This is a genomic window from Mesorhizobium sp. L103C131B0, assembly GCF_000502275.1.
Classification (GTDB): Bacteria; Pseudomonadota; Alphaproteobacteria; order Rhizobiales; family Rhizobiaceae; genus Mesorhizobium.
In genome coordinates, this window is the sequence record NZ_AYXC01000002.1 from 450,018 (window position 1) to 464,363 (window position 14,346).

A 14,346-nucleotide genomic window follows, 5' to 3' on the forward strand; every position below is an offset into this window, starting at 1 on the left:
TTTGCCCCACGCATCATAAGATAGTCGATGACCAGCCAAACACCTACACTGAAGACGTTCTCAAGTCGTGGAAGGCAAGCCAGCTAACTGTAAAATCACACTCTCGGTCCGCGAATCTCGTCGAGATATCGCGACTCCCCTCGACATATGGCCGCCTGGTTGGTCGAGGCGAGCAAGTTCTCAATTTGAACGACGCGTGGCGGGATGGAAAAGCCAATCTCGTCAGCATCGTTGCCCCTGGAGGCCTGGGCAAGTCGGCGTTGGTGAACCACTGGCTTTCCGAGATCGCGGCTCATTCGTATGATGGCGCGCGCGTATTCGGCTGGTCGTTCTATGCACAGGGTGTGACCCATGACTTCTCGACATCGAGCGAATTCATTCAGGCGGCGCTGACGTGGTTCGGCGATCCGGAACCGCCGACTGGCGACGAAAATGAGAAGGGAAGACGGCTTGCGACCCTTGTCAGGGCGCGACCCACGATCCTGGTGCTGGATGGTCTCGAACCGTTGCAGTCACCTCCTGGGCAGTCTGGCGGGGAGGTTACCGATCCTGCGTTGAAGGCGCTCCTCGCTTCACTCGCGTCAGATAACTCCGGACTTTGCGTGGTCACGACACGCTACCATATCCCCAATCTCGAACGCTTTGGCGCCAGCGTGGCTGAGATCGAGATTGCAGGCTTGCAGGCGGAGGATGGCATCGAACTGCTCAGGTCTCTCGGCGTACGCGGAAGTGACACGTCACTTGCGCTCGCGGTTTCGGAGTACGACGGGCACCCGCTTGCCCTTCTGCTGCTCGGTACATTCCTGACGATCGTGCATGACGGGTCGGTCGAACGTCGCGTGGAAATTCCTCTTCGGGCTTGGGACAGCAAACAGGGGGGGAAAGCCCGCCGGATCATGGAATCCTACAAGCGCTGGTTCGGCGATCGCCCGGCATTGCAGATCCTTCGTATCTTGGGGCTCTTCGACCGTCCCGCCGACGTGGCCAGCCTCAGCGCGGTGCGCAGAGCTCCTCCAATCACCGGACTAACAGATGGTGTTCTGGACCATGTGACTTGGGCTACAGAAATCCACGCATTGAGGCGAGCGGGTTTGATCTTCGCGGCCACGCCTGAGCGCGCGGGCGAACTCGATACTCATCCCCTTATTCGGGAATTTTTCGGTTCCGATTTCCGCGAGACGAACGGGGAGGCATGGATTGAAGGACATGAGAGGATATTGGCTCACCTCAGTTCCAGTACAGTCGAGCAACCCGACACGCTCGTTGCAATGTTCCCCCTGTTCGTTGCCATCAATCATGGGTGCAAAGCAGGGCGCTATAAGGAAGCACTGCGGAGCATTTACATTGATCGAATTCAGCGGGGACGAACCACCTATTATTCTACGAAGCGGTTCGGTATTCCAACACAGCATCTTTCCGCTCTGTATTGTTTCTTTGATGAGGAAAGAAGGTCCGTGCGATCGGAGCTCGACGGGGCGGACAGGATCTACGTTCTGCTTGAGGTGGCGTACGAGATGCGGGCGCTAGGGAGACTTCACGATGCGATTCCGATCCTTCTGCAGGCCCTCGACGAAGGCGTCCGGATGGATCGGATACGAGAATGCGCCGCGACCACGGACGTCTTGGCGGAAACCTATCTACACATTGGTGAGATCGCCTCTGCACTGAGTTTTGCACGTGAGACCGTTGCCTTCGCCAAGCGGTGCAAGAGGGACTTCGAGCTCATGTATTCGCATTGCGCACTGGCGAACGTACAACACTTCGCGGGCGACATGAGCGGCGCCCGGCTCAGTTTCGAAGAGGCAGAAAAGGTTCAAGCCAGGCGGCAATCGGGGAGCCCTCGCCTAAAGTCTCTGAACGGCGCGCAATTCTGCGACTACCTCATTTCCATTGGATCAGTCGAGGAGGCTGTTTCTCGTTTGCGCGAGATCGTGGAACAGCTTGGAAAGGACGAAGGGGCCGTGATCGCAAAGGCCATTTGTGAGGTTGTTCTCGCCCGCGCGCTGCATAAATTGAACCCGGATTCGGCTGCAGAGCCAACCTCGCTTTTGAATGGAGCGATCAGAGTTTTACGAGGCACGGGTCAGAATCAAGAATTGGCAATGGCGTTAATCGCACGCGTCGCTCTTTCAGGCAGCGGTTCTTCGGCTGACGATTTGACCCATTTCAGGGCGGATGTGGTGGAAGCGCAAGTGATCGCGGAAGAATCGCGTTCCATGATCTTGCAAGCCGAAGCCGCCGATGCGTTCTCAAGGCTTTATACACTCGAAGCGGACTCCGACGCGGCTGGCAAATATGCTCGGACTGCGGCCGACCTCCGCGAACAATTGGGATACCGCCGCCCGCCAATATCTGGCCCGCTATTGCCTTAGGGTCACGACCTAATGCAACGGTTCGAATTCTTCCTTGGGCGCGATCTCGCTCAGCGTGGAAATCGACGTGTTTAGCCCGCCGACGTGCAGATGGAGTCATTAGCAAGCACGCATCATTGCAGCAAGGACCATTTCTGCTAGCTCCAGCGAAGACGGCCCACGGAAGCTGCCGGTACAGCTAAAAGTTAGTCGTTGTTACCGACCGCCGCCTCTCGACCCTCGAGCAAACTGTTTGCCGAACAGCGACGCAGGCTAACGCGCCGTATCGACGAGTTAGGCGGCGATCTGCCGCTGAGCCTAGAGCGAGAACTCGACAAGCATGGACAATACCAGTGTGGCGCTGCTGAAGCGCCGGCGGACATGAGAATGTGTTTTGTAATGGACCCTATAACGCTAGCTTTTCAAGCCGCTTGGCCAGCAGCTGGCGCGTTGGTTCCGAGGGTTCGAGACCGAGGTTGTCAAATTGCCGTTTTTAGGAGTTGGCCTAGCCGCTCATCCGCTGCCGTGATCATTGCGCGACTTCTAGGGTTCAAGATGCCGGAGTTCGATGCCGAAGGTGCCCGGACTCTGCGAATAGTTCCCTTTGGTTCCACCAGCATTGCTTCAACACTCCGGATCGGCCCACGGGTTTAGCCAGCACAATGGTTTAATCAACCTCCTCATAATGCGTCTATGTGCGGGCGATGGTGTGGCGGGGGAGCAGGGACCAGCCACATCGGTGGTTCGCCAAGAGCCAAACGACTTCACGATGAACGGCAATGAACGAGCATGGTCATCACGCTACGGCTCTCGAAACAGCTCCCAGTCCCATCAATCAGCAGCGTCTCGACGCAGCTTTTCTTCGCAGTTACAGATAGTTGGAAAGGGTGTCAGATTTCTCCGCAACCGCCGTGCCCGAGGACATTGAGCACGAAGAGATTACCGCGATCATCCGCCCCATCCACGAACGCGGCAGGCGCTCGATGGCGTATCATGTTCGAAGTTACATTCGATCTGCCTATAGCTGGGGCTTGAAGCCAAAATACTCGAAGTCTGGCTTGGCCCCGACACAGCACAGGTGTTGAAAATATAAATACGGGGATAACGTTCTGCGGCTCGGTTGATCCATTGTCCTTACCCCCAAGTTGCTTGAAACTCATTAACGTTGACTGTCGAACGGCAGCCTTCAAATTCGGGGGAATGCATGCCTAGAAGTGTAAGCAAACGCAAAGCCTTGGCGCTGTTAGATGCTGTGTTGCAGCGGGATGCCACACCTGGGGCGTCGCTTGACTTAAACGTGAACCTTACGGTAGCGCATGCGACCCCGGCGAATGGCTGCATCGCATACCTCGGCGGGCGAAAGAAGCTCTGCAGAAACTTGGGGCCGGAAGATTGCGCGTCGTGGGGTCTTCAGCTTCAACTGGAGAACCCAAATGTGTACACAATGCCAACCATCAAGCGCTGCGAGCAAATGTGATGCGGCGCTATGGCGGAGTGGGCGCAATTCTCGGGGTCGCAGCGACTCTCTCGAGTTGCGGAGTGCCAGCCTTCGATGTGCCTCGCGACGAGGGCGGACCGAGCGTAACGCACATTGTGAACCGGATTAAGTGCGAGCTGATCGCACTCGTTAAGCCTGACGCCTTCACGCGCGCTGAGCTAGTTCAGAACAATTTTGAGGTCGGACTGCAATTGAGCCTCGATGTCAATTCGTCGGGTGAGTTGGCGCCTTCTTTCAACTTCCCTCAAACGGCGGCTTACGCATTTAACTTTGGGCTAAAGTACTCGCGCGCGCACCAGCAGAATTTCACAGTCAACCTCTACTATTCGATGCCCGTCTTGGCTAAGCAGTGGGACCTGGCGATCGCCGACGCGAAGGCCAAAGGACTATCTGAGCCGGACGTATTCGGCAAATGCCCGTCACCCCTAGAGACGAATCTGACCGGAAATCTCGGTATCAAGGAATCTGTGGAACTGGCCTTTACCGCGCCTGATCGTGCACAGCAGGCCAAGCTTCAGAATAATGCCGGCCAGTTTGGAGGCTTCGTCTCTTTCGTAGTTACCAAGAACGTCAACAGTGTCGGACCGACATGGACACTCGTTCACTTTAAAGGGCCGGGAAATTTAGGCACGTTTGGTATCGTGAATACCGACAAGATAACGTTTGGCTTCGCCGCCGGAGGCCCAGATGGCAGCAAGTTCCCAGATAAGCCGAGCGATAAAGTAAGGGATTTGCTTCTCCAGCTGAACATCAGCCAGATTCAAGCAAGATAAGATTTTCGCGCGGGATGCCGTTCTTGCGGCCGCGAGGGCCGACGTCATCTTTTTCATGCGCGGATTCGTCCGAGGGTCGGCAGATCTGCGATCTTATCGAGCAGCTTTCCTGATTCCGTTGATCGACATCGGAGTCACAATCCCCAAACGCCGACTGCGGGATGGCGGTATCGCTGTCGCCGCAGTCATGGGCCGTGTCGACCATGTCCAGCCGCACGGCGCAACACTTGCAGACCGGCAGGTCTTTACTCCCGCGTCGTTGCGCTCGGAATATGTTGCGCGTGTAGACCCGGTGGCATTCGCTAGTGACATCAACGAGATCGATCGTCGTCGTCTGCAGACCCACGCGTGCATTGCCGATGGAAAAGAGTTCACCGCCAGGGTAGCAGAGAGGCGGTCTATTCGACCACCCGAGAGACCGTGGGTTAGAGAAATACGCGTTCGGAATCCGTGCTTGATCGGGACGTCAGAGTGCTGAGCAAACGCGATCATGTCCAAGGGTGAAAGACCACAAATAGTCACTCGATACATGCCCCAGTTAACGGCACCACTTCCCATAACTAAGTTACAAGTGTTTGATAGATAATATAAATATCGCACCAGTGTGTTGATGCATAACCACCCTTCCGGCGATCCGACACCATCGCGTGCGGACATCGAAATGACCAAGCAGATCATCGACAGCGCCAAGCCGCTCGGCATCGCCGTCCACGACCACATCATCATCGGCAAGAAAGGCAATGCCTCGATGAAGGGCCTGCTGCTGATCTGAGCCCGACGCTCGCCGGCGCCGTCAACCCAAACGCCACCGCTCGCGAGCCAATCAGCAACATTCCGGCTTGGCTCAAACGCCCACGCTTGCGGTGTAGAAGTGATATTGTGACGGAAGCGCCCGCTTCGGCGACAATGTCGTAGACTCGCGAATACGAAGCAGCCAGTTCCCGTCAGCCATTGCAGGAGATCTATTCAATGACGCTCGAATGCATAAATCCAAATGATCTGCCGATTCCGGAAATGTACTCCCAGGTCGTCGTTGCGACAGGAAGCAAGCTGTGTTCGTCTCGGGCCAGCAGCCAGAAGACATACACGGCAAGCTCGTTGGCCATGGTGATTTCGCAGTCCAGGCGCGCCTGGCGTTCGGGAATTTGGCCGTGCGCTTGCTGCCGCCGGCGCTCGGCCCGAGCAAGTCTGCAAGATCACGATCTACATCGTCGATTACAAACGCGACGAACACGTGCCGATCATCGAAGCGGCCCAGATCGAGCTGTTCGGCGATCACAAGCCGGCAAACGTAGTGGTCGGGATAGCGGTGATGTCTCCCGGCTACCTGATAGAGATCGATGCGATCGCGGTCATCGACCCGTAGGCCAAGCGAGGACGCGTCAAGTCGCCCAAACCAAATCCCGGAACTCGCTGCGAGATTGCCACGACCTTGATCTCTCCATCCATCCACGATCACATCGTCATCGGCAGGAATTGCGATGTCTCGATGAAGAGCCTGCTGCTCACCTGATCAACGTCGGAAACAGGAAACACGCAATGCCCCAGCCCGGCGACGAACCATGGCCGTTCGACAAGCCACGCGCAGCCCTCCTGGTCATCGACATGCAAAGCGACTTCGTCGATGAGGGCGCCGTCATGGAAGTGGCCATGGCCCGCCATCGCATTCCGGCGATGCGGCAGGTGGTCGAGCTTTGCCGCGCGCAAGGCGTCCCGGTGATCTACACCCAGCATGTGCTCAGCGACCATTTCGATATCTCGCCGCTGGAACCAGCTATCAGCCGAAGCTGAAAACCAAAGGCATGCGGGAAGGCAGCGCCGGCGCCGAAATCGTCGCCGCGCTTGCGCCCTTGCCTGGGGATGTCGTCATCAAAAAGCACCGCTACGATGCCTTCCACAACACGCAGCTCGAGACCGTGTTGCGCAACATCCGTGGCGCAGGCCGGGTCGACACGGTGATCATCATCGGCACCGTGACCAGCGTCTGCTGCGAATCCACCGCGCGGAGCGCCTTCATGCGCGACTACAAGGTGGCTTTCATCAGCGACGCCAATGGCGGACTGGACGAGGCATCGCACAATGCAACCCTCGACATCATAGGCAAGGTGTTCGGGCGCGTGATGACGGTTGCCGAGCTTGGGAACCTCTTGCGGAGCTGAGCCCGCGCGTCAGCTGGCGTGCGTCTCAAGCTCCGGCGCCGAGTCTGCCCTCAAGAAGGTCGCGCCGCTGCTGCAATTCGCCGGAGACGAATTTGGTGAAGGCGTGGACGCGCGCCGTGCGGCGCAAATCGTCGTGCACCAGCACCCATAGCGCCGAGCCGATCTCCTCGATCAGCCCTCCGACCCTTACAAGCCCGGGCAGGCTGTCGCCGAGATAACAGGGCAGCGCCGCAACCCCGATTCCGGCGCCCGCCGCATGCGACATCGTCACCAGGGAATCGGCGCGCATGGCGATCTCGACATCGGGCAGCGACGACCGCATCCAGCGGGCGACGCCGGTGTTGGCCAGGCTGTCGTCGGGCGCGATCCAGCGCAGCGCACCCAGTCTCGGCTCCGGGGGTAGCTTTTCGGCGTAGGAACGTGTCGCGTAGGCGGCGAAGGCGACGCCCGAAATGCGCCGGCCCACCAGGATTTCCTGCGGTTGCGACACCGGCCTGATCGCCACGTCTGCATCCCTTTGCGTCAGGTTGGCGATGGAATTCTGCGTCATCGCCTCGACCCGTATGCCGGGATGGAGCTTATGAAACGCCGCCAGGATCGGCGGCAGCACCGACGCCATCAGCGTGTCGGTGGTGGTGACCCGCAACCTGCCTTCGAACCTGAGATCCTGCCCCGACAGTTTGCGCGCCAGTTCATTGACCGTCTCGGCCATTGCGCGTGCCGCGCCCAGCAGTTCCTCGCCGCCCGGGGTGAGGGCATAACCAGTCGGCAACCGATCGAAAAGGCGGATACCCAGCCGCGCCTCGAAGGCGTTGACGCGCCGCAGCACAGTCGTGTGGTTCACGCCCAGGATCCGAGCCGCCGCCGCCAGCGAAGCGCCATCGGCGACGGCCAGCACCATGCGCAGATCTTCCCAGTCGATATCGCGTGAGCTGTGCATTCTTGCAGAAAGATAAGAGAAAACGTTGCGCTCTGCGAGTCAAATGACGCTTCACTGTGCAAAAACGCAGAGCAAGCGGGCGAATCGGCATGTCGATCTGCGCATGCGCGCACGCCATATGGAGTCCGACGACGAAAGAACGGTCGCGGAGAAGAGCCATGACGCCGATAGAACTCTACACCTGCCAGACACCCAACGGGCACAAGGCCTCGATCATGCTGGAAGAGGTCGGCCTGCCCTACTCGGTCCGCTTGGTCGACATCGAAAAGGGCGACCAGACCAAGCCTGATTTCCTGGCGCTCAATCCCAACAACAAGATCCCGGTGATCGTCGACCGGGACGCCCGCCGCACGGTCTTCGAATCCGGCGCCATCCTGCACTACCTGGCGCGACGGTCGGGCAAGCTTCAGCCGGTGGGCGCGCAGGAAGCGGACGATACGCTGACCTGGACCTTGTTCCAGGCGGCCCATGTCGGCCCGACGCTTGGCCAATTGTGGAATTACAAAGTCTTCGCGCCGGAAAAAATCCCTTACGTGATCGAGCGTTTTGAGCGCGAAACCGGACGTGTCTTCCGCGTTCTCGATAGCCGGCTAAAGCACCATGAGCACATTGTCGGCAAAAGCTACGGCATCGCCGATGTGATGACATGGCCATGGATCAACGCGGCCGTCACCAGGCTCGGCCTCGGCCTCGATGACGCGCCAGACCTGGCGCGTTGGTATGCCGCCATAGGCCGACGCTCCGCAGTTGTCAGAGGCATTGCCGTTCCCGCCCTGCCCGAAGCATCGGCTGCCGCTTAGATCATGATGAGATTTGGTTGAAATCTCATCATAACCTAACCCTTTGTTGGAGCATGATCTTTTCCAAAACCCGGCACCCACTTTTTGGGATCATGCCCTAGCCGCCGCACCCCGCATTCAAGGAAAACGATCGTGGAAATCCTCTTCATCCCTCTGGCGCTTGTCGCCGGTGGCCTGCTCGCAGTGCAGGCTGGCGCCAACGCCCAACTTTCAAAGGCGGTCGGCTCTCCCTTTGCCGCGACCACGCTTCAGCTCGCGGTCGGCGCCATCGTGCTGTTGTCGATCACGGCCCTCACCGGAACGACACCGGCTCTGCTTGCCGTTCGGCAAGCCGAATGGTGGCATGCGATCGGCGGCATTGCTTCGGCCTTCTACGTTGTTTCGACCATTCTTCTGTTCCCTCGCCTTGGCGCCGTCGTGTCCGTCGGGCTCTTCATCGCTGGGCAGATGCTTGCATCCTTCGCCCTCGACACGTTCGGCTGGCTCGGGATCCCCGACGCCGGACTGCGAGCCGGGCCTGCCTTCGGCATGCTCGTCTTGCTTGCCGGGGCTGCCCTCATCGTTCTGGGACAGAAGGGCGCGGCCGACAATACCGCATCCTCAAGACCAGGGTGGATCGGACTGGCGCTGCTGGCAGGCGCCGTGCTTCCGGTGCAAGGCGCTGTAAACGCCTTGCTTCGGCACGACCTTGGCGGCGCGCCGTTTGCGGTCGGCACCATCTCGTTCCTGGTGGCGATGCTGGCCATGGCCGCGGTGCTTCTGATCGCGCTTGCCCTGACGAAGACGCCCCGCCCTCGCCTCGCCGGCCTGTCGTCGATGCCCTGGTGGGGCTGGCTCGGAGGTTTTGCCGGCGCCACCTATGTCACGACCGTGTTCACCGCCATCCCCGTCATCGGAGCGGCAGCTGCCGTCAGCCTGACGGTGGCCGGCCAGCAGGTCGCCGGCATCTTCGTCGACACCTTCGGCTGGTTCCGCCTGCCGCAGCGGCTTGTCTCCGGCATGCGGCTCGCCGGCGTCGTGCTGCTTTTGGCCGGCTGCATCATCATCAAGGCGCTTTGATCCCGCTGGAACAAGGCAAGCCGAATCAAACCAGTCCCTGCCCTCCCTGATTTGGGGGTCAGGTGTCGCTCCGGCGTCACCAACGAAGCAAGGTCCGGGCGCCGCAGAAGCAATTTTTCGCTCCTTCCACAACCGGCTCTAGAATTTCGATCGCAAATCACGCATGATGCACTTGGTATTTTCCCGGGACGGCTTCGCGCCCCCTGAAATACCGGGAGGAACGGGACATGCCCATAGTGGTTGTACTCGTTTTGATCGTCGTGGGCTCGGTGTTGTTCCACTTCCTGAGCCCATGGTGGTGGACTCCGATTGCCTCGAATTGGGACTATATCGACAACACCATCATCATCACCTTTTGGATTACCGGCGTCGTCTTCGCCGCAGTCGTCCTATTCATGGCCTATTGCGTTTTCCGCTTCCGTCACCGCGAAGGCAACCAGGCGGCCTACGAACCGGAGAACAAGCGGCTCGAATGGTGGCTGACGATCGTCACCGGAGTGGGTGTTACCGCCATGCTGGTTCCCGGCCTGTTTGTCTGGAGCCGGTTCGTCAACGTTCCAAGCGACGCAACCGTGGTCGAAGTCGTCGGCCAGCAATGGCAGTGGAGCTTCCGCTTGCCCGGCAAGGACGGCAAACTCGGCACATCCGACACCCGCGACGTCACCGCTGAAAATCCGCTGGGCGTGATCGCCAAGGATCCCAGCGGCCAGGACGACGTCGTGGTCGAAGCGGCCGACCTGCATCTGCCGGTCGGCAAGCCGGTCAAGATGCTGCTGCGCTCGATCGATGTGTTGCACGATTTCTACGTTCCGGAATTCCGCGCCAAGATGGACATGATACCGGGCTCGGTCACCTATTTCTGGTTCACCCCCACCAAGACCGGGACCTTCCAGGTTCTGTGCGCCGAACTGTGCGGCCAGGGGCACCCGATGATGCATGGCATCGTCATGGTCGATACCGAGCAGGACTATGTGGCCTGGCTCGACCAGCAGCAGACGTTCGCGCAGTTGTCGGCGCCGCAGCAGACGGGCTCGGTGGAACAGGCGCCGGGCAACGCGACGGCGTCAGCTCTAGAAGTTGCGGCAAAACTCGAAACTGTCGGGTCCCGCTGAAGGGCACGGAGGTGCTCCGCCTATGGTCGATATCACGCCTGCAGATGCCGTCCCGCCCGCCGAAGTCGCGGAAATGGAGCTTTACCATCCGCACAGCTGGTGGACGAAGTATGTCTTCTCGCAGGACGCCAAGGTCATCGCCATCCAGTATTCGGCGACCGCAACGGCCATCGGCCTGGTCGCGCTGGTGCTGTCCTGGCTGATGCGGCTGCAGCTCGGCTTCCCCGGCACGTTCGATTTCATCACCCCCGAGGCCTACTACCAGTTCATCACCATGCACGGCATGATCATGGTGATCTACCTGCTCACGGCACTCTTCCTCGGCGGCTTCGGCAACTACCTGATCCCGCTGATGGTCGGCGCCCGCGACATGGTCTTTCCCTATGTCAACATGCTGAGCTACTGGATCTACCTCCTTGCCGTGCTGGTGCTGGTGTCGAGCTTCTTTGCGCCCGGCGGACCGACCGGCGCCGGCTGGACGCTCTATCCGCCGCAAGCCATCATGACCGGCACACCTGGCGGCCAGGAATGGGGCATCATCCTGATGCTCGTCTCGCTGATCCTGTTCATCATCGGCTTCACCATGGGCGGTCTGAACTATGTCGTGACGGTGCTGCAGGCCCGCACGCGCGGCATGACGATGATGCGCCTGCCGCTGACCGTCTGGGGCATCTTCACCGCCACCGTCATGGCGCTGCTCGCCTTTCCGGCGCTGTTCGTCGCCTGCGTGATGATGCTGCTTGACCGCGCGCTTGGAACCTCCTTTTTCATGCCCGCGGTCGTCGAGATGGGGGAACAGCTACAGCACAATGGCGGCAGCCCGATCCTGTTCCAGCATCTGTTCTGGTTCTTCGGCCACCCGGAAGTCTACATCGTGGCGCTGCCGGCCTTCGGCATCGTCTCCGATCTGATCAGCACGCATGCGCGCAAGAACATTTTTGGCTACCGGATGATGGTCTGGGCCATCGTTGGCATCGGCGCGCTGAGCTTCGTGGTCTGGGCGCACCACATGTATGTCAGCGGCATGCACCCCTATTTCGGCTTCTTCTTCGCCACCACGACATTGATCATTGCCATCCCGACAGCGATCAAGGTCTACAATTGGGTGCTGACGCTGTGGCGGGGCGACATCCACCTCACCATACCGATGCTGTTTGCCATGGCTTTCATCGTCACCTTCGTCAATGGCGGGTTGACCGGGCTGTTTCTCGGCAACGTCGTCGTCGACGTCCCGCTGTCGGACACGATGTTCGTCGTCGCTCACTTCCATATGGTCATGGGTGTTGCTCCGATCGTCGTCATCTTCGGCGCGATCTACCACTGGTACCCGAAGGTCACCGGCCGGATGCTGAACGAGACGCTCGGCCGGTTCCATTTCTGGGTCACTTTCCTCGGCGCCTACCTGATCTTCTTTCCCATGCATTACATCGGCCTGATGGGCGTGCCGCGGCGCTATGCCGAACTGACCGACGTGACGGTCATGACGGAGTCGGCGCATCACCTCAACTCGTTCATCAGCATCATGGCGTTCATCGTCGGCTTCGCCCAGATCGTTTTCCTGTTCAATCTTATCTGGAGCATCCGCCATGGGCGCGAGGCCGGTGGCAATCCATGGCGAGCCACGACACTCGAATGGCAAACACCGCAGACGCCACCGGCGCATGGCAATTTCGGCAAGGATCTGCCGATCGTCTATCGATGGGCCTATGACTACAGCGTGCCGGGCGCGAAGGAGGACTTCATTCCGCAAAACATGCCGGGCACGTTCGGCCCCTCCAGGGAGCCGGCATGAGCGTCATTCTGGTCTTCCTGCTCGTGATCGCCGGTTTTGCCGGCTGGTGGCTCTCGCATCAGCGGCTGATGGCGAAACCATGGCTCGAGCAAGGTGTGGCAGGAGATTTTGTCGCCTTCGACCGATCGAGCCTGCCGACCGCCAAGATTGGCCTCGGTGTCTTCCTCGCCGTGGTCGGCTGCCTGTTTGCGCTGTTCACCAGCGCCTACTTCATGCGTATGGCGCTGTCGGACTGGCAGCCGCTGCCCATCCCACGCCTGCTCTGGCTCAACACCGGCATGCTGGTGCTGAGCAGCGTTGCGCTGCAATGCGCCTCGATCGCGGCGCGCAAGCGCCAGATGGACACGGTCAGGCTCGGCCTTGCCGCGGCTGGGCTCACCGCGATCGCCTTCCTCATCGGGCAGTTCATGGCATGGCGGGACCTGACCGCCGATGGCTATTTTCTGGCCTCCAATCCGGCCAACAGTTTTTTCTATCTGATAACCGGGATGCACGGCCTGCATATAGTGGGAGGGCTGGTGGGCCTGGGCAGGACAACCGCCGGCGCCTGGAACGGGGCACGGCCGGAACGGCTTCGCCTCAGCGTCGAATTATGCGCCATGTACTGGCATTTCCTGCTTTTCGTCTGGCTCGCCATCTTCGCTCTTTTAGCCGGCTGGGCCGCGACGTTCATCGATATTTGCCGGCAGTTGCTGACCTAGGAGGTCGAGGAGCATGGCAGAAACGACACTGACGCATACCGGCCAAACGGAGACGCGGCCCGCAGGCTGGCAAGGCATCGCCGCCGACTGGTCCTCGGATCAGCGCGCGTTCAAGAACGTGTCCTGGGGCAAGGCCATGATGTGGATCTTCCTGCTCAGCGACACCTTCATCTTCGGCTGCTTCCTGCTCTCCTACATGACCGCGCGCGTCTCCACACGTGTGCCGTGGCCCAATCCGAGCGAGGTCTTTGCGCTTCGCATCGGCGGTTCGGACATTCCACTGATCCTGATTGCCATCATGACCTTCGTGCTGATATCGAGCAGCGGAACGATGGCCATGGCGGTCAATTTCGGCTATCGCCGCGACCGCCGCAAAACCGCAATCCTCATGCTTCTGACGGCAGCGCTAGGAGCCACCTTCGTCGGCATGCAAGCCTTCGAATGGACCAAGCTGATCACCGAAGGGGTACGGCCGTGGGGCAATCCCTGGGGCGCGGCACAATTCGGCTCGACTTTCTTCATGATCACCGGCTTCCACGGCACGCATGTGACGATCGGGGTGATCTTCCTCATCATCGTGGCGCGAAAGGTCTGGCGTGGAGACTACGACGTCGGTCGCCCCGGCTTCTTCACCAGCCGCAGGGGTCGCTACGAGAACGTCGAAATCATGGGGCTCTACTGGCATTTCGTCGACCTGGTCTGGGTGTTCATTTTCGCATTCTTCTATCTTTGGTGAGAGGCTGACATGGCTGAAGCAACCGCAAACGGCCTCGGGCAACACGCGCTGCACTCTGATCATGCGCATGAAGGGTCATCGACCGGCGTCGCGGAGATTCATCAGGAACATCCGATCAAGCTCTATCTGGTGGTCTGGGCATGGCTGTTCATCCTTAGCGCCTGCTCCTACATGGTCGATTATCTCGGCATCCACGGCTATCTCAGATGGTCTCTGATCCTGATCTTCATGATCCTCAAGGCCGGGCTGATCGTCGCCGTGTTCATGCACATGGCCTGGGAGCGGCTGGCGCTGACCTATGCGATCATCCTGCCGCCGCTTCTGATACTGGTGTTCGTGGCGATGATGCTCTTCGAAGCGGACTACACGCTTCTCACCCGGTTGTCCTTCTTCGGACCGGGGCCCTGACGCACAGCTTCATCTCC

Annotated in this window: 14 protein-coding genes and 2 pseudogenes; 14 read left to right on the forward strand and 2 right to left on the reverse strand. The window is 59.6% G+C overall.

Annotated features, from left to right (window positions below; translation table 11 throughout):
- Window positions 1–185: 185 nt before the first annotated feature.
- From X730_RS159045 to X730_RS159040, 3 genes and pseudogenes are all read left to right on the forward strand, one after another.
- On the forward strand, window positions 186–2,372 hold the full coding sequence (locus tag X730_RS159045; RefSeq protein WP_023825701.1) for a hypothetical protein: 2,187 nt from the start codon (window positions 186–188) through the stop codon (window positions 2,370–2,372).
- 899 nt (window positions 2,373–3,271) lie between these two features.
- A pseudogene (locus X730_RS1000000168495) lies at window positions 3,272–3,397 on the forward strand (site-specific integrase); the annotation flags it as partial.
- 493 nt (window positions 3,398–3,890) lie between these two features.
- The gene (locus X730_RS159040) at window positions 3,891–4,622 is read left to right on the forward strand and encodes a hypothetical protein (RefSeq protein WP_023825702.1); all 732 of its coding nucleotides are present in this window, start codon (window positions 3,891–3,893) and stop codon (window positions 4,620–4,622) included.
- Here X730_RS159040 and X730_RS1000000167390 read toward each other — a convergent pair.
- Window positions 4,600–4,968, reverse strand: a complete 369-nt coding sequence (locus X730_RS1000000167390; RefSeq protein WP_155922407.1) for a hypothetical protein — start codon at window positions 4,966–4,968, stop codon at window positions 4,600–4,602. The two genes, X730_RS159040 and X730_RS1000000167390, sit on opposite strands and share 23 nt — an antisense overlap.
- A gap of 258 nt (window positions 4,969–5,226) precedes the next feature.
- Between X730_RS1000000167390 and X730_RS1000000165800 the strand changes: the two are divergent.
- From X730_RS1000000165800 to X730_RS1000000165185, 4 genes and pseudogenes are all read left to right on the forward strand, one after another.
- Window positions 5,227–5,394: pseudogene (locus X730_RS1000000165800) on the forward strand (JAB domain-containing protein); the annotation flags it as partial.
- 435 nt (window positions 5,395–5,829) lie between these two features.
- Window positions 5,830–5,988, forward strand: coding sequence for a RidA family protein (locus X730_RS1000000168500; protein ID WP_245261308.1), 159 nt, complete (start codon window positions 5,830–5,832; stop codon window positions 5,986–5,988).
- 173 nt (window positions 5,989–6,161) lie between these two features.
- Window positions 6,162–6,413: an isochorismatase family protein gene (locus tag X730_RS1000000169060; protein WP_023729888.1), complete on the forward strand. Its 252-nt coding sequence runs from the start codon at window positions 6,162–6,164 to the stop codon at window positions 6,411–6,413.
- 11 nt (window positions 6,414–6,424) lie between these two features.
- Window positions 6,425–6,781, forward strand: coding sequence for an isochorismatase family cysteine hydrolase (locus tag X730_RS1000000165185; protein ID WP_023729889.1), 357 nt, complete (start codon window positions 6,425–6,427; stop codon window positions 6,779–6,781).
- A 25-nt stretch (window positions 6,782–6,806) separates the two neighbouring features.
- On the opposite strand, the gene X730_RS159030 is transcribed toward X730_RS1000000165185, so the two are convergent.
- Window positions 6,807–7,721 (reverse strand): LysR family transcriptional regulator, encoded by a 915-nt coding sequence (locus tag X730_RS159030; RefSeq protein ID WP_023825706.1) that lies wholly within the window; start codon window positions 7,719–7,721, stop codon window positions 6,807–6,809.
- A gap of 158 nt (window positions 7,722–7,879) precedes the next feature.
- Between X730_RS159030 and X730_RS159025 the strand changes: the two genes are divergently transcribed.
- The 7 genes from X730_RS159025 to X730_RS158995 all read left to right on the forward strand — a co-directional run bounded on the left by X730_RS159025 (window position 7,880) and on the right by X730_RS158995 (window position 14,329).
- A complete protein-coding gene (locus X730_RS159025) occupies window positions 7,880–8,521 on the forward strand; it encodes a glutathione S-transferase N-terminal domain-containing protein (protein WP_031196636.1) in 642 nt (213 codons plus the stop codon).
- 132 nt (window positions 8,522–8,653) lie between these two features.
- The gene (locus X730_RS159020) at window positions 8,654–9,580 is read left to right on the forward strand and encodes a DMT family transporter (protein ID WP_023729892.1); all 927 of its coding nucleotides are present in this window, start codon (window positions 8,654–8,656) and stop codon (window positions 9,578–9,580) included.
- Between the two features lie 227 nt (window positions 9,581–9,807).
- Window positions 9,808–10,692 carry a cytochrome c oxidase subunit II gene (locus X730_RS159015; RefSeq protein ID WP_023667661.1) on the forward strand — a complete coding sequence of 295 codons (885 nt, stop codon included), beginning with the start codon at window positions 9,808–9,810 and terminating at the stop codon, window positions 10,690–10,692.
- Between the two features lie 22 nt (window positions 10,693–10,714).
- Entirely contained in the window at window positions 10,715–12,484 is a 1,770-nt protein-coding gene (gene ctaD, locus X730_RS159010; RefSeq protein WP_023681631.1) for a cytochrome c oxidase subunit I, read from the forward strand.
- On the forward strand, window positions 12,481–13,185 hold the full coding sequence (locus tag X730_RS159005) for a cytochrome c oxidase subunit 3 (protein WP_023744786.1): 705 nt from the start codon (window positions 12,481–12,483) through the stop codon (window positions 13,183–13,185). The genes ctaD and X730_RS159005 overlap by 4 nt, the downstream gene beginning before the upstream one ends.
- A 13-nt stretch (window positions 13,186–13,198) precedes the next feature.
- Window positions 13,199–13,921, forward strand: a complete 723-nt coding sequence (locus X730_RS159000; protein ID WP_023667664.1) for a heme-copper oxidase subunit III family protein — start codon at window positions 13,199–13,201, stop codon at window positions 13,919–13,921.
- 9 nt (window positions 13,922–13,930) lie between these two features.
- Window positions 13,931–14,329, forward strand: a complete 399-nt coding sequence (locus tag X730_RS158995) for a cytochrome C oxidase subunit IV family protein (RefSeq protein WP_023681633.1) — start codon at window positions 13,931–13,933, stop codon at window positions 14,327–14,329.
- The last annotated feature ends 17 nt before the right edge of the window (window positions 14,330–14,346 follow it).

Bases quoted from the DNA above. Each gene is read 5' to 3' on its own strand.
- X730_RS1000000169060 (WP_023729888.1), top strand. From the start codon at position 6,162: ATGCCCCAGCCCGGCGACGAACCATGGCCGTTCGACAAGCCACGCGCA.
- X730_RS1000000165185 (WP_023729889.1), top strand. From the start codon at position 6,425: ATGCGGGAAGGCAGCGCCGGCGCCGAAATCGTCGCCGCGCTTGCGCCC.
- X730_RS159030 (WP_023825706.1), bottom strand. From the start codon at position 7,721: ATGCACAGCTCACGCGATATCGACTGGGAAGATCTGCGCATGGTGCTG.
- X730_RS159025 (WP_031196636.1), top strand. From the start codon at position 7,880: ATGACGCCGATAGAACTCTACACCTGCCAGACACCCAACGGGCACAAG.
- X730_RS159015 (WP_023667661.1), top strand. From the start codon at position 9,808: ATGCCCATAGTGGTTGTACTCGTTTTGATCGTCGTGGGCTCGGTGTTG.
- ctaD (WP_023681631.1), top strand. From the start codon at position 10,715: ATGGTCGATATCACGCCTGCAGATGCCGTCCCGCCCGCCGAAGTCGCG.
- X730_RS159005 (WP_023744786.1), top strand. From the start codon at position 12,481: ATGAGCGTCATTCTGGTCTTCCTGCTCGTGATCGCCGGTTTTGCCGGC.
- X730_RS159000 (WP_023667664.1), top strand. From the start codon at position 13,199: ATGGCAGAAACGACACTGACGCATACCGGCCAAACGGAGACGCGGCCC.
- X730_RS158995 (WP_023681633.1), top strand. From the start codon at position 13,931: ATGGCTGAAGCAACCGCAAACGGCCTCGGGCAACACGCGCTGCACTCT.